Below are 21,070 nucleotides of genomic sequence, written 5' to 3' on the forward strand. Positions count from 1 at the left end.
GCCTCCTCAGTGGCCGTGCTCGGCTTCGCCCTTGGCCAGTTCGGCCTTGAGCAGGAAGGCATTGGTGCCGACGATGCGCTCGTTGCCGCTCAGTCCACCGAGGATCTCGATGCGATCACCGGCACGACGGCCGGCCAGCACCGGCTGTGCCTTGAAACCGCCTTCCACGGCGACGAACACGGCGCTGCTGCCGTCGACGTTCTGCACGGCATCGGCTGGCACGCTCAGTGCACCGTCCCGGCCTTCGGTGACCACCCTGGCCGAGACCGGCGAACCGGCCGGCGGCAAGGCCGCCTCCACCGGCGTCGCGCGGATGACCGCCACGCCGCCCTGCTGGCGCACGTCGGCCGCAGAGCCGGTGACCGTGGCGGTGAAGCTGCCGCCCGGCACCGTGACGTCCAGCGTCATTCCCGGGGTGACCTGCGCGGCCAGCGCAGGCGGTGCGGTGAACACCAGTTCGTTCATCGCCGGATCGGCGACATCGGCCACCGCGCTGCCTGCGGCGACCACGCCGCCTGGAGTGACCTGGACGTTGCCGACGATGCCGGTCACCGGGCTGGTGATGCGCACGCGGCCACTGGCATCGGGCGCACCGTTGGCCGCGGCCTGCGCCTGTGCGGCAGTCGCCTGCGCCTGTGCGGCCAGCGAACGGGCGCGCGATGCTTCCAGCTCCTGGCGGGCGACCACGCCCTGTTCGACCAGCGCCTTGTCGCGGCCGTAGGCCAGGCGTGCTGCCTCGGCTTCAGCCGATGCGGCCAGAGCGTTGGCGCGGAACACGGCGGCTTCGCCGCTGACCACGATCGCCAGGGCCTGGTTCTGCTTCACCGCTGTGCCTGGTGCCACCAGCACACGTTCGACGCGACCGCTCACGGTGGACGCCACCGAGGCACGTGCGCCCACCGATGGTTCGACACGGCCCGACAGGCGGGTGGAGCCGCCACCACCGCGTCCGACGGCCACCACTTCGATACCGGACGCCTTGATCTGTTCCGGCGTCAGCTGCACCACGCCTTCGTCGGCGTCGGCCGGTGCCTTGGTAGCCTCGGCCTTGGCGTCCGGGCTGTCGGCTGCGTGGCCGTGGCCGTCATCGCTGCCGGCTGTGGCTGCAGTGGCATCGGCTGTTTCCGGTGTCTGTGCGTTGCCGGCGCAGCCGGCGAGGAGAACGGCCAGCACGACGCCGCCAAGCAGGGGAAAGGAACGGGACAGTGTCATGGGGCCTCCATAAAGGGTGCGCGCCCCTCGAGGCGGGCAAGATCGATTTCCGCGGCGACGCGCGACAGGCGTGCATCCACCGCGGTGCCGCGGGCGGCAATGAGCGCGCTGCGCGTGCTGCGCAGTTCCAGCTGCGAGATGCGTCCGGCATCGAAGCCGACGCGGGCCAGCCGATAGGCTTCCTCGGCCGCCACCACGCTTTCATCGGCGGCGCGGGTGCGGCTGCTGGCAGCCTTCAGCCCGGCAATGGCCGACAGCCGTCCGGCCTCGCTGTCGCGGCGTTGCTGGTCCAGGCGGGCTTCGGCCGCGCGCTGGTCGGCACTGGCGGCACGGATGCCGCCCCGGTTGCGGTCGAACAACGGCACGGTCAGGCTGACGCCGAGCGTGTAAGCGCGTTCGCCGCCTTCGCGGAAGCGGGTCTGTCCGGCGGTCAGGCTCAGGTCGGGCAGCGCCCGCTTGCGCTCGACGTCCACCAGCCGGCCGGCCGCATCGGCTTCGGCTTCGGCGATACGCACCGCGAGTGCGGCATCGGTGGCGCCGCGTGGCAGCGGAGGTGCGCGGTCGAGCAGGCTGCTGTCGATCGACTGCACCGGCGAGTCCAGCAGCGCGGCGCCGGCCAGGCGCGCCAACGCGGCGTCGCGGAAGGCCTGCGCCTCGTCCAGCGCGGCGCTGGCATTGGCCACCTCGCTCTGCGCCTGCACCGCACGCAGTTGCGGTTCACGCCCTTGCCTGACCATGGCATTGACGGCGTTGGCATCGTCGCGGGTCAGGGCCAGCGCTTCTTCGGCCAGGGCATAACGGCGCAATGCGCTCTCTGCCTGTGCGTAGGCCGCGGCCAGCTGGCCGGCAACATCACTGCGGCTTTGCGCGCCACGCAGATTGGCGGCCTGGGCCTCGGCACGGGCGGCACGTACGCGCGCGCCGCGCTGGCCCCAGACCTCCAGCGGCTGGGACAGGCTGAGCACACTGTCGGCCTTGCCCATGCCGCCGTAGGAGCCGGTGCCCCACGCATTCTCGGCCGACCAGGAAAGGGAAGGATTGGGCAGCGCACGGGCCTGGTCGGCACGGGCGTCGGCAGCCTCGGCCAGCGCCGAGCCCACACGGGCGCCGGGCAGCTGGTCCAGGCGTTCAAGCAGGGTGTCGTAGGAAGGAGCAGCTTGCGCCATCACCGATGCCGCCGGGGCCAGGCCCAGCAACACGGCGACGACCAGCCCGGCCGCACGCGGCGACCGTGGTGTCAGGATCGACATAGGGGGATTCCGGTTGTGAGTGAAACGGGAGCCCGCAGCAGCGGGACGCGCTCAGCTCACGCCCGGGGGGGACGCGTCAGTTCATCCTGGGCGACGGCGTAGGCCGTCGCATCGCCGGCCGTCATCCAGCGCGCCGGCAGCGGCGCATCGAAGGCGGCGAAGGTGTTCGCCGGCAGGCTGGAGGTGGAATGGTGGCAGTGGTTATGCGTGCAGGCACCGGTGTGCTTGCTGTCACTGTCGCCTGCGGTGTCATCGGCCGCCGGCTCCACATGCGCCACGCTGGCATGCGGTTCCACCGCGCACGCCAGCGCGTCGGCCACCGGCACGACCACGAATGCCGCCATCAGCAGCATCAGCAGGTACGAGCGTAGGTGGCGGGCGATCCGGCGCATGGAGGGGAGGCTAGCAAGCGGTTTTCGCCGGATACAATATCAATGGCCACTTCGGGAATTCGTCGGAATCTCCCGTTCAGCTGGGCGGGCGCGGGGTCGGATCCCTTTCCTCCGGAAAGGGCTCTGACCCAACCCGCCGTTCGGGTGCGTCGCGCACATGTGCTCTGGTAGGTGTCGACCTTGGTCGACACGCTTTTCGCCGCTGGGGTCAGATCCCTTTTCTCTGGAAAGGGCTCTGATCCCATCGCATTGCCGGCCAGCGGCCGGCACTACCCGGGTCACGGCAGCTTCGCGATCACCTTGATCTCGAACTGGAAGCCGTACAGCCAGGTCACGCCGATACCGGTCAGGGTGGGGTGCGGCGCCTCGCCCCAGTACTCGGGCACGATCGCCCAGGCCTTCTCGAAGTTTTTCTCCGGATCGACCAGGAACACGGTCACGTCGATCACGTCATCGAACGTGCAGCCTGCGGCGGCCAGCACGGCATTGAGATTGTCGAAGGCGCGACGGACCTGCGCCTCGAAGTCCGGTTCGGGCGAGCCATCCTCGCGGCTGCCGACCTGCCCGGAGACGAACAGGAAGCCATTGGACCGGATCGCCGGAGAGTAGCGGTTGCGGTCATACAGGGCCTGGCGGCCAACGGGGAAAACGACATCGCGGTGTGACATGGGAAGGGCCTGATGGGAAGAACCGCCATCCTGCTCGCGATTGTTGTCTGGATATACCGCGATGATCGGACTAGATTGATCGCACAACCCGAACAATCGGATCGCCGATGGACCGCTTCGAGGCCATGCGCGCCTTTGCCCGTGTGGTGGAGACCGGCAGCTTCACCCGTGCCGCGACGACCCTGCAGATCAGTCGCACCACGGTGACCCAGCTGGTGCAGCAGCTGGAAGCGCACCTGCGTCTGCGCCTGCTCAACCGCACCACGCGGCGGGTCAGCGTCACCGCCGATGGTGCGGCCTACTACCCCCGCATTGCCCGCCTGCTGGCCGAGCTGGAAGAGGTCGAGGGTGGCCTGGGCGATGCCGCCGTGCAGCCGCGCGGCCGCCTGCGCATCGACGTGCCCGGGCCCTATGCGCGGCTGCGGCTGGTGCCGGCACTGCCGGACTTCCAGGCGCGCTACCCCGAGATCCAGCTGGACATCGGCGTCAGCGACCGCGAGGTCGACGTCATCGCTGACAACGTCGACTGCGTGATCCGTGGCGGCACCCCGGCCGACCCGGCCCTGGTGGCACGGCCGCTGGGCGAGCTGCCGATCGGCTTCCACGCCAGCCCGGACTACGTGCAGCGCTTTGGTCTGCCGGAGCATCCGCGCGCGCTGGAGGGACCGCAGCACCACATGGTTGGGCTGCTCAGCCCACGCAGCGGGCGGGCGCGGGTCTTCGCCGCGCGGCGCGGCGATGAGACCGTCCAGGTGCAGGGCCGCCATACGGTCGGCTTCGATGACGGCAATGCCTATCTCGCCGCCGGCCTGGCCGGGCTGGGCGTGGTCGCCCTGCCCAGCTACATGGCCGAGCCGCACGTGGCACGCGGTGAACTGCTGCCGCTGCTGCAGGCCTGGCAGCTGCCGTCGATGCCGATGCACATCATGTTTGCGCCGAACCGGCACATGAGCCAGCGCCTGCGGGTATTCATCGACTGGGTGGTGGAAGCGCTGGGGTGATGGACCCGCAGGGCCGAGCCCACGCCCGGCCGCTCCTGTGGGTACCTTGCGCAAGGCCTTGATTGCATGCATAATGCGCGGCTCGCTGTGTCCGGTTTCGTGCCGGGCGGCGCCCCCGGGAGCACGTCCCCGGCCGCCCAACGCCAGCGTAACCCTTTGATTCTCTTGACGTGTGGTGGGCAACCACCGAGGCCGCCGTCTCCCGGGCTACGGGCTGACAACAACTACTATCGAGGTGCGCAATGTCCCGCGTATGCCAGGTTTCCGGCAAGCGAGTGCAGACGGGTAACAACGTCTCGCACGCCAACAACAAGACCCGTCGTCGTTTCCTGCCGAATCTGCACGAGCGCCGTTTCTGGGTGGCCAGCGAGAACCGCTGGGTCAAGCTTCGTGTTTCCGCGCATGCACTGCGCACCATCGACAAGAACGGCATCGATTCCGTTCTGGCTGAGCTGCGTGCGCGCGGCGAAAAGGTCTGAGGAGTAAAGCATCATGGCAGGCAAGCGCGATAAGGTCCGTATGATTTCCTCGGCCGGTACCGGCCACTTCTACACCACGGACAAGAACAAGAAGAACACCCCGGGGAAGATGGAATTCCTGAAGTACGATCCGGTCGTGCGCAAGCACGTCCTGTACAAGGAAGGCAAGATCAAGTAATCCGCACGGATTGCTGGTCCCCGCGAAGAAACCCGCCCTTGTGGCGGGTTTTTTCATGCCTGTCGTCTGGTCTGGTGGGTGCCGACCGTTGGTCGGCCCTGCCGTACTCCCTGCGCAGGCTGTCGCCTATGGCGCAATGCGCGGAATCATGGGCCGAATGCGATAAGTGATTCTTCCTACCGGTTCCGGCAGTTCGCGCGATCCAAATCAATTGGAATCACTGGCTTCGCTGTGTCCATGATGGCAAGCCGCTGCATCTGCAGCGGCCGGGCTTGCAATCCCGAGGAATCGAGTAACGGTAAATTCGCCAGCCGCTGCCCCTGCTTTTGCAGCGGCTGGCGACCCGCTCTGCCTTCTGGCGGGCGGTGCGTGGGGGCCGTGTGCCCGCCGGTTTGTTCCCGTTGCTTGTTCCCCGGTATTGCAACCACGCATCGTCCGCCACCTTCACCGGTGGCCAGATCCGTTGAAGGAGGCTGCATGAACACCCCATCACACCGGCAGGACCTGGAACTGGGCTGGCTGCGCCTGCAGCGCATGCTGGAAGGCATCGAAGGCATGGCGCTGCTGCTGTGCGACCACCATCTGGCGCTGAGCAAGGGTATCTCCTCGCCGCTGCCGGATGCACAGCTGGAGCGGGCGGCGCAGGCCATTGCCTGCATGGCGCTCAACGGCCGCCGCCACGCCGAATCGGTTCGCCAGCTGAGCGAGGTGCCGGTGCGGCATTGAAGCCCGCCCTCCCTTGTAGAGCCGAGCCCGTGCCCGGCTGCGCTGAGGCAGTCGAGCAAGCTCGACTCTACACACCCTGCTGGGCAGAATGGCCCATCACCTGCCGACGGACGACGCGATGCTGGTTGAGTGGTTGCTGGGATCGTATCTGCTGCTGATCGACTGGCTGATCCGGCTGGTCGCGCTGTGCTGGATTCCGACCCGCACCACGCCGGGCGCGGCCCGCAGCTGGCTGCTGCTGGTCGGTTTCGTGCCGCTGCTGGGCCTGCCGCTGTATCTGCTGTTCGGCCACCCGTGGCTGTCGCGCGAGCGCATCCGCCGCCAGGCCGAGGCCTCGCAGGTCATCCGCGAAGAGCAGGCGCTGCAGCGCCGCCTGCGCTGGAAGCCGGAACCGGATACGGCCAGTGCGGAAATCGTGCCGCTGGTGCAGCGACAGGGCGATTTCATGCCGGTACACGGCAACGCCGTCGATCTGCTCACCGATTACGACGAATCGCTGCACACGCTCATCGCCGACATCGACCAGGCCGAAGACCGCGTGCACCTGCTGTACTACCTGATGTTCGACGATTCGGTGGGCGAGGCCATCGTCGAGGCGCTGCAGCGTGCCGCCGCCCGCGGCGTGCAGTGCAGGGTGCTGCTGGACGCGGTGGGCGCCAAGCGCGGCCTGCGCGCCTACCGCAAGCGCCTGCAGGCGCGCGATATCGAAGTGCGGGCGATGCTGCCCGGCGGGCTGCGCTGGCGCCGCAGCGGCCGCATGGACCTGCGCAACCATCGCAAGATTGCGGTGATCGACAACGAAGTGGGCTACATCGGTTCGCAGAACCTGGCACGGCCGGAGTTCGTGCCAGGCCATCCCAACCGCGAGCTGGTGGCGCGTGTGCGCGGCCCGGCGGTGGCACACCTGGAAGCCGTGTTCGCCAGCGACTGGTACATCGAGACCGGCCAGCGCCTGGACGTCATTGCCGACGTACCCGAGTGCAGCGACGATGTTGCCACCCAGCTGCTGCCCAGCGGGCCGGCCTATCCGTACAGCAACGCGCGTGATGCCGTCGCCGCACTGATCCATCTGGCCCGCCGGCGGCTGGTGATGGTCACCCCGTACTTCGTGCCGGACGAAGCGACCCTGAGCGCGCTGCGCATCGCCGCGCTGTCCGGGGTGCAGGTGCAGCTGATCCTGTCGGCCAGCAACAACCAGCGGCTGACCGCCTGGGCGCAGGAGGCCTACTACGACGAGCTGCTGCGCTGTGGCGTGCGCATTGCCCTGTACGAGCCGCAGTTCCTGCACGCCAAGCACATGAGCGTGGATGAAGACATCGCGGTGCTCGGCTCGATCAACATGGATATCCGCTCGTTCGCGCTGAATGCCGAGATCGGTCTGGTCTGCTACGACCGCGTGCTGGTGACGCAGCTGTGTGCCATTGAAGACGATTACCTGCGCCAGTCGCGCCAGCTCGATCTGCAGCAGTGGCGCAAGCGTCCTGCCTGGCGCCGCAGCCGCGAAGGCATCGCACGCCTGGCCGACGCGTTGATGTGAACCGGCGCGCCGGAAATCGAGCGGATTCGATCATTGCGCACGCGGCGGCACTCCGGCCCGTCATGGCCGATGGCCTACAATCGGCACATGACTGATTCACCGTGTAATGGCGAACTGGACCTGGCGATCATCGGTGGTGGTGCGGCCGGGGTGCTGGTGGCGATCCAGGTGCTGCGCCAGGCCCGGTCGCCACTGGCGCTGGCCATCTTCGAACCCGCCTCGCAGCTGGCCCAGGGCATCGCCTATGCCACGCCGTGGCCGGAGCACCTGCTGAATGTGCCGGCGGCGAAAATGAGTGCGTTCGCCGAGCAGCCGGCTGACTTCCTCGATTACCTGATGGCCGTCAACGCCTACCCGGGCGAGACGCGCGAGGTGCTGGGCGAGCGTTATGTCGGCCGCCATCATTTCGCCGCGTACCTGCAGCAGCGTCTGCATGAGGCGGTTGCGGCCAGCCCGGCGCAGCTGCAGGTGATCGCGCAGCCGGTGTGGGGCCTCGCTCCGGATGACTCCGGTTACCGCCTGCAGCTGGGCGATGGCCACATATGGCACGCCGCGCAGGGGGTGCTCGCCACCGGCAACAGCATGCGTCCGCTGCCGGTGGCCGGTGCCGATGGACTGCCTGCCGACACCGTGGTCGAAGCCTGGGACTACGACGGCGTGCGCGCGTTGGCAGGCGCGCACGCGCTGGCCATCGTCGGTTCCGGTCTGAGCATGGCTGATACGGTGCTGGCGCTGGTCGCGGCCGGTCACACCGGCCCGCTGCATGTGATTTCCCGTCACGGCCTGCTGCCGCTGCCGCACGCGCACGCGGGCCTGCCGGATTTCGACCCTGCCCCCCTGCTGCCGATGACGCTGCGCCAGCGCCTGCGCACGCTGCGCCGGCAGGTGCGCCGGGCCGAGGCGGATGGCCTGCCCTGGCAGGGCGTGATGGACCGCCTCCGTCCGCATGGACAGGCGCTGTGGTGCAGCCTCGACGAGGCCGACCAGCGGCGGTTCCTGCGCCATGTGGTGCGCTACTGGGATGTACATCGCCATCGCATCGCCGAAGAGGTCGATGCACAGTTGCGCGCATTGCAGGCCAGCGGTCAGCTGCGCGTGCATCGCGCACGCCTGGATCGGGTCTGGCGTGAGGGCGATGCGCTGCAGCTGTCGGGCCACGATGCGGCCGGACACCCGCAGCAGTGGACGATCGGTGGTGTGATCAACGCCACCGGTGTGGAGACCCGCGCCACCGCGTTGCGCAATCCGTTGCTGCAGCAGCTTCAGGCCGATGGCCTGGCCCGTCCCGGGCCGCATGGGCTGGGCCTGGACAGCACGGTGCCCGGCGACCGCGTGCGCAGCGCCGGCGGCCAGCCGCAGGCGCGGCTGGGCGTACTTGGCAGCCTGCGCATCGGCAGCCTGTGGGAAAGCCTGGCGGTGCCTGAACTGCGCCAGCAGGCGCAGGCACTGGCCACCCAGGTGGTCGCAGGAGCCGCGACGGCGATGCCGTAAAATGGGGGCATGGATGTCTCCCACCTGCTTGATGGCCTGAACCCGGCCCAGCGCGAAGCCGTCTCCGCTCCCCCCGGCCACCACCTGGTGCTGGCCGGTGCCGGTTCCGGCAAGACCCGCGTACTTACCCACCGCATCGCCTGGCTGCATGAAGTCGAACGCGTGCCGACCCATGGCATCTTTGCGGTGACCTTCACCAACAAGGCCGCCGGCGAGATGCGCCACCGCATTGACGCACAGCTGCCGCATGGCAGCCGTGGCATGTGGATCGGTACCTTCCACGGCCTGGCCAACCGCCTGCTGCGCCTGCACTGGCAGGACGCGAAGCTGCCCGAAGGTTTCCAGGTGATGGATTCGGACGACCAGCTGCGGCTGGTCAAGCGCGTGGTGCAGGCACTGGAGATCGACGACGGCAAGCATCCGCCCAAGCAGATCGCGTGGTGGATCAACGAACAGAAGGATGAAGGCCGCCGCCCGCAGCACATCCAGCCCGAGCCGCACGATGCGTGGCTGGAAACCATGCGCCAGGCCTACATCGAGTACCAGGCGCGCTGCGACCGTGCCGGCCTGGTCGACTTCGCCGAACTGCTGCTGCGCGCGCATGAGCTGCTGCGTGACAATCCCGGCCTGCTGGCGCACTACCGCGCCCGCTTCCGCGAGATCCTGGTGGACGAGTTCCAGGACACCAATGCCATCCAGTACGCCTTCGTGCGCGTGCTGGCCGGGGAGTCCGGTCATGTGTTCGTGGTCGGCGACGACGACCAGGCCATCTACGGCTGGCGCGGTGCCAAGGTGGAGAACGTGCAGGGCTTCCTGCGTGATTTCCCGGGCGCGCAGACCATCCGCCTGGAACAGAACTACCGCTCCACGGCCAACATCCTCGGTGCTGCCAACGCGGTGATCGCGCACAACCCCGATCGCATCGGCAAGCAGCTGTGGACCGACAGCGGTGACGGCGAGCCGATCGACCTGTACGCGGCGTACAACGAGATGGACGAGGCCCGCTACATCGTCGAACGTGCCCGCCAGTGGGTGCGCGATGGTGGCAGCTACACCGAAGTGGCCGTGCTCTACCGCAGCAATGCGCAGTCGCGTGCGCTGGAAGAAGCCCTGCTGAGCGAGCAGGTGCCGTACCGCGTGTACGGCGGCATGCGCTTCTTCGAACGCGCCGAGATCAAGGACGCGCTGGCCTACCTGCGCCTGCTCTCCAACCGCAATGACGATGCCGCCTTCGAGCGCGCGGTGAACACGCCGACCCGCGGCATCGGTGAACGCACTCTCGACGAAGTGCGGCGCGAAGCACGAGCGCAGGGCATTTCGCTGTGGGAAGCCACCATGCTGGTCACCCAGGGCAATGCGCTGGCCGCGCGTGCGCGCAACGCACTGGCGGGCTTCCTGGTGCTGGTCAACGAACTGCAGGCGCAGACCCGGGACATGACCCTGGCCGAGCGCGTGGACCACGTGCTCTCGCGCTCGCAGCTGCGTGAGCACTGGAGCAAGGAAAGCCGCAATTCGCTCGACTCCGAATCGCGCACCGACAACCTCGACGAACTGGTCTCGGTCGCCTCGCGCTTCGTGCGGCGGGCCGATGACATCGAGGAAGTGGGCGAGGACATGGACGAGCTGGTGGCGTTCCTGGCCTACGCTGCGCTGGAGGCCGGCGAGGGCCAGGCGCAGGCCGGCGAGGATGGCGTGCAGCTGATGACCCTGCATTCGGCGAAGGGCCTGGAATTCCCCCTGGTGTTCCTGGCCGGCATGGAGGATGGCCTGTTCCCGAGCGCGCGTTCGCTGGAAGAAAGCGGCCGGCTGGAGGAAGAGCGGCGCTTGGCGTATGTGGGCATCACCCGGGCGCGGCAGAAGCTGGTGCTGTGCTACGCCGAATCACGCCGCATCCATGGCCAGGACAACTACAGCCTGCCTTCGCGATTCCTGCGTGAGATTCCACGCGGGCTGCTGCATGAAGTGCGGCCGAAGGTGCAGGTCTCGCGTCCCGCGTCGCTGGGCAGCAGCCGGGTGATGGGGCATGCCGCCATCGAGCTGCCGCCGATCAAGCTCGGCGCGCTGGTCAGCCATCCCAAGTTCGGCGAAGGCATGGTGACCGATTACGAAGGCAACGGCGCCCACGCCCGCGTGCAGGTCGAGTTCGCCGACGCCGGCAGCAAGTGGCTGGTGATGGCCTACGCCAACCTGACGGTGATCTGATTCCCGTCGAGGGGGCGCTGGGATACCTGTAGAGCCGAGCCCATGCTCGGCTGCTTTTCCCACCAGAAGCAGCCGAGCATGGGCTCGGCTCTACAATAGGTGGCATCTCTTCCAGGAATGCCCCCATGACCGAGCCCACGCTGCATGTCACCGTGACCTTGAACGCCAGGCTGCAGCCTGAGCATCGCCACGAGCTGTTCGAGGATCCGCTCGACGCGCTGCTGCAGGCCGCCGAAGTGGGCGAAATCACCGGCGGCGGGACCGCCCTCTCCGATGACGGCGAGGTCGAGTACGGCGACATCGAGGTGGCGCTTCATGACGCGGCGGGTGTGCCGAAGTTGATCGATCTGCTGGAGCAGCTGGGCGCGCCGAAGGGATCGAAGGTGCAGGGCGCCGGGGACGGCGACCGCGGTTTCGGCGTCACCGAAGGCCTGGGCATCTATCTGGATGGCCAGAACCTGCCGGACGAGGTCTACGAACAATGCGATTCCAACCATGTGTTCGAACAGCTGTCCGAACGCATCGATGGCCTGGGTGAGATCTGCAGCTGGTGGCAGGGCCCGACCGAGACCGCGCTGTACATGTACGGCCAGTCGTTCGAGGCGATGCGTGATGCGATCGCCGGGTTCGTGGCCAGCTACCCGCTGTGCCAGAACGCACGCGTGGTGCAGATCGCCTGAGGGCAGGCCATGTGGCGCCGGCATGGGCCGGCGCTGCAGCAGCGTGTTACCGGCCCGCTGCCTGGCGGGCGTTGTCACGCAGGGCCAGATCCTTGCCCAGGTGATAGCCGCCGTAGAACAGCACGAAGGCTGCAATGAGGCTCCACAGGATGATTCTGGGGGCGGTCCAGCGAGCGGGCTTGCGATCCTGCATGGGGTGTCTTCCGTCGACGCGCCGGGGTGGCAGGTGCAGCTTGCCGTCTGCCGTCGGCGGACGCAATTGATCCTGCTCAAAGCGCCACGTGCACATCGGGTGTGCAATGGTGGCGTTCCCATCCGGCGGATTGCCACGGAGCCCCACCATGTACACGCGCATCCTGATCGCCACCGACGGGTCCGAGCTGGCCGACAAGGGCCTGGCCAAGGGCCTGGAGCTGGCCAAGGACCTCAACGCCGAGGTCGATATCGTCACCGTTTCCGAGCCGTGGGCTGTCGGCATGTACGACGCCATGGGCTGGAGCGTGGGCTACATGAACAGCCCCGAGTACAAGGCCGACCGCGAGGAAGGCGCGCAGAAGGTGCTGCAGCCGGCGCTGGCCAAGGCCGCCGAACAGGGCATTACCGCCAACCCGGTGCACGTACTGGACCGCTACGCGGCCGACGGCATCATCGAGACCGCTGCCGAGCGCAACAGCGACCTGATCGTGATGACCTCGCATGGCCGTCGTGGCGTGACCCGCGTACTGCTGGGCAGCCAGACCGCCGAGGTGCTGGCACGCAGCACGCTTCCGGTGCTGGTCATCCGCTGAGGCACGTGTTCCCGGGGAGGGGACACCGACGCCGGCCGCAGGATGCGCGCCGGCGTCATCTTTTATGCAGCCGGGCTCGCCGGGGTCGGATCCTGCGGAAAGGGATCCGACCCCTGTCACATCACCAGCTGTAGAGCTTCCAGTACACCGGCGAGACGCCGTCCTTGTCGGTGTCCATGCGGCCATCGCCGTTCTTGTCGTACATGTAGAACGGGGCACCCCGCGACGGCGTCACCTTGACCATGCGCAGCTGCCCGGCCACGCGGTACTCCTCGATGGTGTCGCCGTTGCTCATGGTGCGGCTGGAGACCTCGGCGCCCTTGACGTCGACCGGGGGCGCCCCGGCGCCACCCATGCTGGCGCAGCCGGCAAGCAGGAGCAGGGAGGCCAGCATCAGAGTCTTCATGGGCGGTGGTCCTTTGCCTGGAAAGAGATTCGATTATGCCCCATCGTCGGGCATGCGCCGTGTCGCCGCTGTGCAGGGACAGGCGCGTAGAATCGCTGCATGAGCAGATTAGTCCTGATCGACGGGTCCAGTTACCTGTACCGCGCGTTCCACGCGCTGCCGCCCCTGTCCAATGCACAGGGCGAGCCCACCGGCGCGCTGTTCGGCGTGGTCAACATGCTGCGCTCGACGCTGAAGGAGCGGCCGGCCTACGTCGCGTTCGTCGTCGATGCGCCCGGCAAGACCTTCCGTGATGACCTGTACGACCAGTACAAGGCCAACCGTCCCCCGATGCCCGACGAGCTGCGCAGCCAGGTCGAGCCGATGTGCCGCATCGTCGAAGCGCTGGGCATCAGCATCCTGCGCGTTCCGGGCGTGGAAGCCGACGATGTGATCGGCACGCTGGCCCTGCAGGGCCAGGCGCAGGACCTGAAGGTGACGATCTCCACCGGCGACAAGGACTTCGCCCAGCTGGTGCGGCCGGGCATCGAACTGGTCAACACCATGACCGGCAGCCGCATGGATTCGGACGCGGCGGTGATGGAGAAGTTCGGTGTGCGCGCCGACCAGATCGTCGACCTGCTGGCGCTGATGGGCGACAGCGTCGACAACGTGCCGGGCGTGGAGAAGTGCGGGCCGAAGACCGCCGCCAAGTGGCTGGCGGAGTACCAGCACCTGGAGGGCGTGATGGCCGCCGCGCCGTCCATGAAGGGCAAGATCGGCGAGAACCTGCGTGCGGCGCTGGAGCGCCTGCCGCTGAACCGCGAACTGGTGACGATCCGCACCGACGTCGCGCTGGAGGCCACCCCGACCACGCTGGCGCTGCGCGAACAGGACGTGCCGGCGCTGACCGAGCTGTACACGCGCTACGGGTTCACCCAGGCCCTGAAGGAACTGGGGGCGCCGCTGCCGGCACCGGCCGTGGCCAGCGAGGCGGCACCGAGCCTGCGTGGCACGGCGGCCGGCTTCGCCCGTGGCAGTGCGGAGGCACCGGCCGAGGGCACGCTGGATCCGGCACTGGCCGCGCCAGGTGAATACGAGACCGTGCTTACCAGCGGACAGCTGCAGGCCTGGGTGGAGCGGCTGCAGCAGGCCGACCTGATCAGCTTCGATACCGAGACCGACGCGCTGGATGCGATGCGCGCGCGCCTGGTCGGTGTCAGCCTGGCGGTCGAGCCGGGCAGGGCGGCCTACATCCCGGTGGGCCATGACTACCCCGGCGCACCGGCGCAGCTGCCGCTGCAGCAGGTGCTGGACGCGTTGCGCCCGGTACTGCAGGACCCGGCAAGGAAGAAGCTGGGCCAGCACGGCAAGTACGACCTGCATGTGCTGCGGCGCCACGGTGTCGAGGTGCAGGGTTACCACGACGACACCATGCTTGAGAGCTTCGTGCTCAATTCCACCGCCACCCGCCACGACATGGATTCGCTGGCCCTGCGTTACCTGGGCTACACCACCATCAAGTTCGAGGACGTGGCCGGCAAGGGCGCCAAGCAGATTCCGTTCTCGCAGGTGGGCATCGACGAGGCCAGCCGCTATGCGGCCGAGGACGCCGACATCACCCTGCGCCTGCACCGCGCGCTGCAACCGCAGCTGCTGGCCGAACCGGCCCTGGACAGCGTGTACCGCGACATCGAGATGCCCCTGGTGCCGGTACTGGCCAGCATCGAGGCCAACGGTGTGCGCATCGATGCCGACGAGCTGCGCCGGCAGAGCCAGGACCTGTCTTCGCGCATGCTGGCCGCGCAGCAGAAGGCCACCGAGCTGGCCGGGCGCAGTTTCAACCTGGATTCGCCGAAGCAGCTGCAGGCCGTGCTGTTCGACGAGCTGAAGCTGCCGGCGGTGGTGAAGACCCCGAAGGGCCAGCCCAGCACCAATGAAGAGGCGCTGGAGGCGATCGCCGACCAGCATGAGCTGCCGCGGGTGATCCTCGATTACCGTGGCCTGGCCAAGCTGCGCAGCACCTATACCGACAAGCTGCCGGAGATGGTCAACCCGGATACCGGCAGGGTGCACACCAGCTACCACCAGTCCGGCGCTGCCACCGGCCGCCTGTCCTCCTCCGACCCGAACCTGCAGAACATCCCGATCCGCACCGAAGATGGCCGCCGCATCCGCCGCGCCTTCGTCGCACCGGAAGGCTGCCAGTTGCTGGCCGCCGACTATTCACAGATCGAACTGCGGATCATGGCCCACCTGTCCGAAGACCCGGGCCTGGTGCGCGCCTTCGAGCAGGGCGCCGACGTGCACCGCGCCACCGCCGCAGAAGTGTTCGGCCGCACCCTGGACGAGGTGACGCCGAACGAGCGCCGCGCGGCCAAGGCGATCAATTTCGGCCTGATGTACGGCATGAGCGCCTTCGGCCTGGCCCGCAACCTGGGCATCGACCGTGGCCAGGCGCAGGATTATGTGGCGTTGTACTTCAGCCGTTACCCGGGCGTGCGTGACTTCATGGAGCGGATGCGCCAGCAGGCCCGTGACCAGGGCTATGTGGAGACGCTGTTCGGCCGCCGCCTGTATCTGAACGATATCCATGCACGCAACCAGGGCCTGCGTGCCGGTGCTGAACGCGCGGCGATCAACGCGCCGATGCAGGGCACCGCTGCCGACATCATCAAGCGCGCGATGGTGGATGTTGACCGCTGGCTGCGCGACAGCGGGGCCCCGGCGCGGATGATCCTGCAGGTGCACGATGAACTGGTGTTCGAAACCGAGACTGCGTTTGTCGAGGAGCTGCGGGAAAATGTGGTGCAGCGCATGTCGCAATCGGCACAGTTGCGCGTTCCTCTGGTGGTCGACACCGGCGTAGGTAACAACTGGGACGAGGCACACTGAGTCGCTTTCGGGCCTGAAACGACGTGAATTTGTTCATCTGGCCACAGTTTCTGACTCGGCCATGAATACTCGCCCCATTGCGGTTCATTAAATTGGCTCCCTTCACGAACCGTTAGTGTTCGGAGTGGTTCTATAGCTCTCGACAGGCGCAATGCCTGTTGTGGATCTCTCCCATCCCCTGGAGCAGATCTCGGAACGGGGACTCCTCCCCAAGTGCCCGTTCCCCGGCCCCGTTGACCTCCCCCTGGTCAGCGGGGCTTTTTATTTGCGCCGCCGGCAGGCTGCCGGCTGCTAGGCTGGGCCACCGCCCAGCAGGGGAGCCCGCAATGCACGATCTGTTCGCACTGGCGATGCCGTGGTGGGAGTTCATCCTGCGCGCGGTGGTGGTCTACACCGTCGTGCTGGGCCTGGTGCGCCTCAGCGACAAGCGCGCGCTGGGGCAGATCACCCCGTTCGACGTGCTGCTGATCGTGCTGCTGGGCAACGCGGTGCAGAACGCGCTGCTGGGCCAGGACACGTCCCTGGGCGGTGGCCTGCTGCTCGCCGCGACCCTGATCCTGCTCAACTACGGCGTGGGCTGGGTGACCACCCGCAACCGCCGCCTGGAGCGCCTGATCGAGGGGGAACCGGTGGTGATCGCCCGTGACGGCACCCTGTTGCGGGATGTTCTGCGCCGCGAACTGATCAGCCGGGCCGATTTCGATGCCGCCATGCGCCAGCAGGGCTGCCTGCGCATCGATGATGTGCAGGTGGCGCTGCTGGAAACCACCGGCCACATCACGATCATCGCCCGGCACACGGACGCGTAGGGCCGGTGGCGTGCGTGCGGGGACGGCCACGCCGCCCCGCGAGGTGCCTTAGAGCCAGTCGCGAGGGACCAGGTAATCGGCCAGCCGCGCTTCCGGGCTGCCGGCCTCGGGGGTGAAGCCGTATTCCCAGCGCACCCGCGGCGGCAGGCTCATCAGGATGCTTTCGCTGCGGCCGCCGCTCTGCAGGCCGAACAGCGTGCCGCGGTCGTAGACCAGGTTGAACTCCACATAGCGGCCCCGCCGGTACAGCTGGAATTCGCGCTCGCGCTCGCCATGGGCGATGTTCTTGCGCTGCTGCACGATCGGCAGATAGGCGTCGAGGAAGCCGTCGCCGACCGCCCGCAGGTAATCGAAGTCGCGTTCGAAATCGCCGTGCAGATCGTCGAAGAACAGGCCGCCGATGCCGCGCGTTTCGTTGCGGTGGCGCAGGAAGAAGTACTCGTCGCACCAGCGCTTGTGCGCGCTGTAGCGCTCTTCACCGAACGGCGCGCACAGGTCGTGGGCGACCTGGTGCCAATGGCGCACGTCCTCGTCGAAGGGATAGAAGGGGGTCAGATCGAAACCACCCCCGAACCAGCTGGCCACCACTTCGCCGTCGCGCTGCGCCTGGAAGAAGCGCACGTTGGCATGGGTGGTGGGCACATAGGGGTTGAGCGGGTGGAACACCAGCGATACGCCGGTGGCGCGCCAGGAGGCGCCGGCCAGCTCCGGGCGGTTGGCCGAGGCCGACGGCGGCAAGCGGCTGCCGGAGACATCCGAGAAGCCGATTCCGGCCTGTTCGAACACCGCGCCGTCGCGCAGCACGCGGGTACGGCCACCCCCGCCTTCAGCGCGCTGCCACAGGTCTTCCTGGAAGCGGGCCTGGCCGTCGGCCGCTTCGATCGCCGCACAGATGCGGTCCTGCAGGTCGGTCAGGTAGGCGCGCACGCGCTCGAATTCGTTCATGACGCGTACTTTACCGCAGGGCCTGCCGCACGCCGCGGGTGAGGGCAGGTCAGTGGAAGCAGGAGCGGATATCCGGCCGCAGCAGGCGCCAGGCCAGCCAGCCCTGCGCGACGAGCAGGGCGAAGGCGCCGCCGAACAAGGTCAGCGACATGAGGATGTGCTGGGTTCGCGCTTCGCGCAGCGTGCCTGGATCGACGATACGCCCGATGACGTCGGCGACGACGCTGTCCAGCCACCCGGCGACGGCGAAGTTTGCCAGGGCCGAGAGCCACAGCAATGCCACGTAGCTCCACAGGCCCCAGCGACGTCGCCGGGCGAATCCCCAGCTGGAAAGCACGGCGGGGATCGCTGACAGCATCAGCCACAGGGTAGCGTCCACCGGTTTGCGCAGTATCCACAGCAGGCTTGGCGGGAACTGCTGTTCAGTGGCCGACAGCAGCATCCACCGCCAGAACGGGCCGTCGGACAGCTGCCAGACCACCAGCGCCTGAATCGCCATGGCCACCACGAACGCTGCGCAGATCAGCAGCGACGCCAGGCCGAGCGGCCGCACGAAATCCTCCGGGTTGAGCGGCATGGCAGGGCGGTGCCGGGGCGGTTGAAGCGACATCCGATGTCCTTGGCTGCAGTGGCGTCTTCAGCGGGTCGCCACCCGGGTGGCAACGGCCGGCAGGATATGGTGTTCGCTCAAGGGTGCCAAGCGCAGGCCATGGGGCGGGCGCAGCGGCACCCACGCCAGCTCGGCGATTTCCGCGCGTGCCTGCGGCGTGCCCTGTACCTGCACCCACCAGGCCTCGGCCTGTACGCGATGACCAGGCTCGTTCACCGCCCAGTCCTGGAAATGGCCCAGCGCCACGGCAGGGTCGGCGAGCAGGCGCACACCCAGCTCCTCGTCCAGTTCGCGGGCCAGCGTCTGCAGTGGCGTTTCGCCCGGTTCGGGCTTGCCTCCGGGCTGGATGAAGCGGTCGGCGCCGTGCTTGCGTACCACCAGCGCCCGGCCGTGGTCGTCGACGATGACCGCGGCCACGATGTGGATCGTGGCCGCGGCACTGCTCACTTCAGGTTCTGCTCGAACAGCTTGAGGATGCGCTTGTACTGGTCCAGCCAGGAGTCGGCGCGGACGTAGCCGTGGCGCTCCAGCGGGTACGGGGCGATCGACCAGTTGTCCTTGTGCAGCTCGATCAGGCGCTGGGTCAGGTTCACCGAGTCCTGGAAGAACACGTTGTCATCCATCATGCCGTGCGCGATCAGCAGGTTGTCCTGCAGGTTCTGCGCGTACTCGATCGGCGAGGACACACGGTACGCCTCCGGATCGATGTCCGGCGTGTTGAGGATGTTGCTGGTATAGGCGTGGTTGTAGTTGTGCCAGTCCACCACCGGGCGCAGCGCGGCACCGGCCTTGAAGGTGCCCGGTGCGCGGAACAGCGCCATGAAGGTCATGAAGCCGCCGTAGGAGCCACCGTAGATGCCGGCGTGGTCACGGTCGCCCTGCTGGGTGTCCACCAGCCAGTCCAGGCCGTCCTTGTAGTCTTCCAGTTCCGGGTGGCCCATGTTGCGGTAGACGGCCGTGCGCCAGTCGCGGCCGTAGCCCTCGCTGCCGCGGTAGTCCATGTCCAGCACGATGTAGCCCTTCTGCACCAGCAGGTTGTGGAACATCTGCTCGCGGAAGTAGGCCGGGTAGCGCTGGTGCACGTTCTGCAGGTAGCCGGCACCGTGCACGAACATCACGATCGGGTACTTCCTGCCCGGTTCCTTGTGCTCGGGTTCGTAGTACTTGGCCCAGACCACGCCGGCGCCATGCCTGGACGGTACCGCCACCAGCTTCGGCTGGATCCACTGGCGCGCCTTGAAGTCGGCGCTGCGGGTATCGGTCAGCACGCGGGCCTGGCCGCCCGCGCTGGGCAGCACCGCCAGCTGCGGTGGCAGGTAGGCACCGGAGTAGCGCACCAGCAGCTGCTGGCCATCCGGCGACAGCGAGAAGTCTTCCACGCCGTTGAGGCTGGTCAGCTCGCGGACCTGACGGCTGCCGGTGTCGACCGCGCAGACTTCGTAATCGTGCGGGGCCTGCTGGTTGCACAGGAAGTAGAAGCCCTTGCCGTCGGCCGACAGCACGGGCGCGGAGGTCTCCCACTTGCCGCTGGTCAGCGCCTGCGGCCGGGCAGTGCCGGCCTGGGTGTACAGGTGCGAGAAGCCCGATTCCTCGGACAGCAGCCACAGCGTGCGGCCATCGGCCATCCAGCCGAAATCGTTGAAGCCCCAGTTGATCCACGCGTTGTCGGTCAGCCGGTGGCGGTTCTGCACGCGGCCGTTGCTGCCGATGCTGACGATCCAGCGGTCCTTGTTGTCGTTGGCGCGCAGCATCACCGCCGCCTGCTGGCCATCGGCGCTCCAGCGCATGCCGCCGCCCATGAAGTCGCTCATCACCTGCACGCTGCGTTCGCCCTTCAGCGCCTCCTTGCCGGCCTTGCGGCGCAGGTCGGCCAGCGGGTCGGTGGCGATGCCCGGCAGGCCGGACAGCGACAGCTTCTGCGCCTTGCCGCTGCGCACGTCCACGTACCACAGGGTGTGCGGCTCGTTGCCATTGCGACCGACGCGGGTGCGGGTGTCCTCGGTTTCCTCGTAACCGGATTCGGTCACGTACAGCGGCATCTTGCTGGTGCGGCCCTCGTCGAAGTCCTTCGGCGTGGTCACCACGATCAGGTGGCCCAGGTCCGGCGACAGCACGCTGTCGGCGATCTCCACGTCGGCGCCCAGGTATACCGGGCCCGGCGCGCGGGTCGGGTCGGCCTGGCGCCAGCGCTGGTCCTGGTCCTTCAATGCCTCGCGCTGCTCGCGGTCGCGACGCAGGGTTTCCAGGGTATGCAGCTGCTGGTCGCGCAGCAGGTCGTCCTTGGGCGCGCTGTTGGGGTCCTTGTCGGCCTTCAGGCTGGCAACCTGCTGCACGCCGCCGGCAGCGGTCCAGTGGAACCAGTTCTGGCCCACCCGCCAGATCACGCCGTTGTCGGCAGCGAAGTTCACCCCGCTGGCGCGCTCGTTGCTGCGCGTGAGCTGGGTCAGCGCGCCGCTGCGCAGGTCGCGCACGAACACGTCGCCGTTGCGGACGAAGGCGCTGCGGGTGCGGGTGCGGTCGTAGACCGGATCGGCCACGTCCAGGGTGCCGCGCTGGTCGTCTGCCACCTGGGCCGCAACACCACCGGCCACGGGCTGGCGGAAGGTGTCGCGCACCGGGCTGCCGTTGCGCTTGAGCTGGTACTCGACCTGCTGGCTGTTCCACGACCACCAGGCCTTCTCGACCGGCGGACCGATCCAGTCCGGATCCGCCATGGCCTGTTCGATGGTGATCGGCGTCGGCGCGGCATGGGCGGCCGGTGCGGCCAGCACGGCCGACAGCAGGAGGGACAGGGGCAGCACTCGGGACATGGGCGGACGGCA

21 protein-coding genes are annotated in these 21,070 nt (G+C 68.0%); 11 read left to right on the top strand and 10 right to left on the bottom strand.

Annotated elements, in window-relative coordinates:
• Positions 1 to 6: 6 nt before the first annotated feature.
• The 4 genes from N5J29_RS09805 to N5J29_RS09820 form a co-directional block, all read right to left on the bottom strand.
• The gene (locus tag N5J29_RS09805; RefSeq protein ID WP_164150430.1) at positions 7 to 1,212 is read right to left on the bottom strand and encodes an efflux RND transporter periplasmic adaptor subunit; all 1,206 of its coding nucleotides are present in this window, start codon (positions 1,210 to 1,212) and stop codon (positions 7 to 9) included.
• The gene (locus N5J29_RS09810) at positions 1,209 to 2,462 is read right to left on the bottom strand and encodes a TolC family protein (protein ID WP_065174259.1); all 1,254 of its coding nucleotides are present in this window, start codon (positions 2,460 to 2,462) and stop codon (positions 1,209 to 1,211) included. Before N5J29_RS09810 ends, N5J29_RS09805 begins: the two co-directional genes overlap by 4 nt.
• A gap of 56 nt (positions 2,463 to 2,518) precedes the next feature.
• Positions 2,519 to 2,854 (bottom strand): hypothetical protein, encoded by a 336-nt coding sequence (locus N5J29_RS09815; protein ID WP_065174260.1) that lies wholly within the window; start codon positions 2,852 to 2,854, stop codon positions 2,519 to 2,521.
• A 278-nt stretch (positions 2,855 to 3,132) separates the two neighbouring features.
• On the bottom strand, positions 3,133 to 3,522 hold the full coding sequence (locus N5J29_RS09820; protein ID WP_053517723.1) for a RidA family protein: 390 nt from the start codon (positions 3,520 to 3,522) through the stop codon (positions 3,133 to 3,135).
• A gap of 107 nt (positions 3,523 to 3,629) precedes the next feature.
• Here N5J29_RS09820 and N5J29_RS09825 point away from each other — a divergent pair, with 107 nt between their 5' ends.
• The 8 genes from N5J29_RS09825 (at position 3,630) to N5J29_RS09860 (ending at position 11,816) form a co-directional block, all read left to right on the top strand.
• Positions 3,630 to 4,523, top strand: a complete 894-nt coding sequence (locus N5J29_RS09825) for a LysR family transcriptional regulator (protein WP_053517725.1) — start codon at positions 3,630 to 3,632, stop codon at positions 4,521 to 4,523.
• A gap of 242 nt (positions 4,524 to 4,765) precedes the next feature.
• Positions 4,766 to 5,002 (top strand): 50S ribosomal protein L28, encoded by a 237-nt coding sequence (gene rpmB / locus N5J29_RS09830; protein WP_005411638.1) that lies wholly within the window; start codon positions 4,766 to 4,768, stop codon positions 5,000 to 5,002.
• Between the two features lie 10 nt (positions 5,003 to 5,012).
• Complete coding sequence (gene rpmG, locus N5J29_RS09835; RefSeq protein WP_169411268.1) at positions 5,013 to 5,180, top strand: 50S ribosomal protein L33; 168 nt, start codon at positions 5,013 to 5,015, stop codon at positions 5,178 to 5,180.
• 477 nt (positions 5,181 to 5,657) lie between these two features.
• Complete coding sequence (locus N5J29_RS09840) at positions 5,658 to 5,906, top strand: hypothetical protein (RefSeq protein ID WP_128987629.1); 249 nt, start codon at positions 5,658 to 5,660, stop codon at positions 5,904 to 5,906.
• A 118-nt stretch (positions 5,907 to 6,024) separates the two neighbouring features.
• Positions 6,025 to 7,443, top strand: a complete 1,419-nt coding sequence (gene cls / locus N5J29_RS09845) for a cardiolipin synthase (RefSeq protein WP_053519935.1) — start codon at positions 6,025 to 6,027, stop codon at positions 7,441 to 7,443.
• Positions 7,444 to 7,512: 69 nt separating this feature from the next.
• On the top strand, positions 7,513 to 8,934 hold the full coding sequence (locus N5J29_RS09850; protein WP_164150432.1) for an FAD/NAD(P)-binding protein: 1,422 nt from the start codon (positions 7,513 to 7,515) through the stop codon (positions 8,932 to 8,934).
• A 9-nt stretch (positions 8,935 to 8,943) separates the two neighbouring features.
• Positions 8,944 to 11,136, top strand: coding sequence for a DNA helicase II (gene uvrD, locus N5J29_RS09855; protein WP_164150433.1), 2,193 nt, complete (start codon positions 8,944 to 8,946; stop codon positions 11,134 to 11,136).
• A 125-nt stretch (positions 11,137 to 11,261) separates the two neighbouring features.
• Complete coding sequence (locus N5J29_RS09860; protein WP_049433087.1) at positions 11,262 to 11,816, top strand: hypothetical protein; 555 nt, start codon at positions 11,262 to 11,264, stop codon at positions 11,814 to 11,816.
• Between the two features lie 46 nt (positions 11,817 to 11,862).
• On the opposite strand, the gene N5J29_RS09865 is transcribed toward N5J29_RS09860, so the two are convergent.
• Positions 11,863 to 12,159, bottom strand: a complete 297-nt coding sequence (locus N5J29_RS09865; RefSeq protein WP_204313613.1) for a hypothetical protein — start codon at positions 12,157 to 12,159, stop codon at positions 11,863 to 11,865.
• Here N5J29_RS09865 and N5J29_RS09870 point away from each other — a divergent pair.
• Complete coding sequence (locus N5J29_RS09870) at positions 12,158 to 12,604, top strand: universal stress protein (protein ID WP_053519931.1); 447 nt, start codon at positions 12,158 to 12,160, stop codon at positions 12,602 to 12,604. The genes N5J29_RS09865 and N5J29_RS09870 overlap by 2 nt on opposite strands.
• A 121-nt stretch (positions 12,605 to 12,725) precedes the next feature.
• Here the strand turns inward: N5J29_RS09870 and N5J29_RS09875 are convergent, their stop codons facing one another.
• Positions 12,726 to 13,010, bottom strand: coding sequence for a DUF2782 domain-containing protein (locus N5J29_RS09875; RefSeq protein ID WP_053519930.1), 285 nt, complete (start codon positions 13,008 to 13,010; stop codon positions 12,726 to 12,728).
• Positions 13,011 to 13,109: 99 nt separating this feature from the next.
• Between N5J29_RS09875 and polA the strand changes: the two genes are divergently transcribed.
• Entirely contained in the window at positions 13,110 to 15,884 is a 2,775-nt protein-coding gene (polA, locus tag N5J29_RS09880; protein WP_164150435.1) for a DNA polymerase I, read from the top strand.
• A 326-nt stretch (positions 15,885 to 16,210) separates the two neighbouring features.
• Entirely contained in the window at positions 16,211 to 16,693 is a 483-nt protein-coding gene (locus N5J29_RS09885) for a YetF domain-containing protein (protein ID WP_164150437.1), read from the top strand.
• Positions 16,694 to 16,741: 48 nt separating this feature from the next.
• Here the strand turns inward: N5J29_RS09885 and hemF are convergent, their stop codons facing one another.
• The 4 genes from hemF to N5J29_RS09905 are packed head-to-tail and all read right to left on the bottom strand — an operon-like array spanning position 16,742 to position 21,058.
• Positions 16,742 to 17,638, bottom strand: coding sequence for an oxygen-dependent coproporphyrinogen oxidase (hemF, locus tag N5J29_RS09890; protein WP_164150439.1), 897 nt, complete (start codon positions 17,636 to 17,638; stop codon positions 16,742 to 16,744).
• Positions 17,639 to 17,687: 49 nt separating this feature from the next.
• Complete coding sequence (locus tag N5J29_RS09895; protein WP_065174265.1) at positions 17,688 to 18,248, bottom strand: hypothetical protein; 561 nt, start codon at positions 18,246 to 18,248, stop codon at positions 17,688 to 17,690.
• 27 nt (positions 18,249 to 18,275) lie between these two features.
• The gene (locus tag N5J29_RS09900) at positions 18,276 to 18,695 is read right to left on the bottom strand and encodes an NUDIX domain-containing protein (RefSeq protein ID WP_164150441.1); all 420 of its coding nucleotides are present in this window, start codon (positions 18,693 to 18,695) and stop codon (positions 18,276 to 18,278) included.
• Positions 18,692 to 21,058 carry a S9 family peptidase gene (locus N5J29_RS09905; RefSeq protein WP_164150442.1) on the bottom strand — a complete coding sequence of 789 codons (2,367 nt, stop codon included), beginning with the start codon at positions 21,056 to 21,058 and terminating at the stop codon, positions 18,692 to 18,694. The genes N5J29_RS09900 and N5J29_RS09905 overlap by 4 nt, the downstream gene beginning before the upstream one ends.
• Between the last annotated feature and the right edge of the window lie 12 nt (positions 21,059 to 21,070).

Origin of the sequence: Stenotrophomonas sp. GD03680, from assembly GCF_029844625.1 — a bacterium.
Taxonomy (GTDB): domain Bacteria; phylum Pseudomonadota; class Gammaproteobacteria; order Xanthomonadales; family Xanthomonadaceae; genus Stenotrophomonas; species Stenotrophomonas maltophilia_P.